The 1086-nt window shown below is 69.8% G+C and carries 1 protein-coding gene, 2 pseudogenes and 1 riboswitch (1 of these 4 only partly in view); of the genes and pseudogenes, 2 read left to right on the top strand and 1 reads right to left on the bottom strand.

The annotated features are described in order from the left end of the window. Positions 1-233 (bottom strand): annotated as a pseudogene (locus K789_RS26170) (phosphomethylpyrimidine synthase ThiC); its annotated part reaches 154 nt to the left of the window's first position; the annotation flags it as partial. Beyond that, a riboswitch (TPP riboswitch) is annotated at positions 229-336 on the bottom strand. (Overlaps the previous pseudogene by 5 nt.) Positions 337-415: 79 nt before the next feature. Between K789_RS26170 and K789_RS26165 the strand changes: the two are divergent. After that, positions 416-607: a hypothetical protein gene (locus K789_RS26165; RefSeq protein ID WP_128081598.1), complete on the top strand. Its 192-nt coding sequence runs from the start codon at positions 416-418 to the stop codon at positions 605-607. Continuing rightward, positions 604-1086: pseudogene (locus K789_RS0109775) on the top strand (amidohydrolase); the annotation flags it as partial. The gene K789_RS26165 and the pseudogene K789_RS0109775, both read left to right, overlap by 4 nt.

Genomic DNA, 1086 nt, shown 5'->3' with positions numbered 1-1086 from the left:
CTGCCGGGCCCGGCCGTGCGGTACACCCGGAACGGGGCGTTCGCGGTGCCGTCGGGGGAGTCCGCCAGCGCGATGTCCGTCACCGGGACGTGGATGCCGTGTTCCGGATCGTGGGAAAACGCCAGTGAATGGGATTCCAACGATCGTGTGGGGGCCGCGGGCTGACCCTGGCGCCGCTGCTTGTCGGCTGGCTGGTTTTGGACAGGGCTGTGCTGTGTCAATGGTGTGTTCACGGAAATACTCACTTCCTTCGCCGGCATTACCCGGACAGGTTCAACGGTCGCAGGCTGCGTCAGCCCGATCTCAGCCCCTGCAAGGGCACCCGTGTGGTCGTAGACGAAGCTACCACGTGCCGTTCCAATGGCTGCCGAGTGTGACGTCGGCCGGGCCTTTGATGCGGTGATGGCGTGGCGACGTGACTCAGCCCTGGGCCGTGCCACGCATCAGGACTGCGACCCCGGAAGACCTCTTTGCGCTGGGGGTACTCGACGCCGCAGCGCGCCGCCTCCATCCCGACTCTGCGGGGCGCGGGATCGGACGGTCCTCGGTGGGTGCGGCAATCGACGAGGGCCCGCGGATCGTCATGCGGATTAGGCTTAAGCCATGACCCGCATCATCGAGTTCACCGGCCCCGTCCTCACCGGCCCCGACCAGGAACGCGGGGGCCTCTGGTCCGTGGACGGCCAGCTGACCTTTGACCGTCCCGCGGCCGCCCCGGACCTCGTCCTCGACGGGTGGGTCATTCCCGGGCTGGTCGACGCACACTGCCACATCGGCCTTGGTCCCGGCGGGGATGTCCCGGAGCAGCTGGCCGAACACCAGGCTGTCACCGACCGGAACGCCGGCACCCTGCTGGTCCGCGACGCGGGCGCCGTCCACGACACCCGCTGGATCCAGCACCGTGCGGACCTGCCGCGACTCATCCGCTCGGGCCGGCACATCGCCAGGACGCGGCGGTACCTGCGCGGCTTCGCCGTCGAGGTCGAACCCCGCGACCTGGTCGAGGCCGTGCGCAAGCAGGCGCGCGCCGGCGACGGCTGGGTCAAGCTCGTGGGGGACTGGATCGACCGGGACGCCGGCGACCTC

The organism is Arthrobacter sp. TB 26 (genome assembly GCF_000427315.1).
Taxonomy (GTDB): domain Bacteria; phylum Actinomycetota; class Actinomycetes; order Actinomycetales; family Micrococcaceae; genus Arthrobacter.
This window is presented reverse-complemented; position numbering and strand designations above follow the sequence as displayed.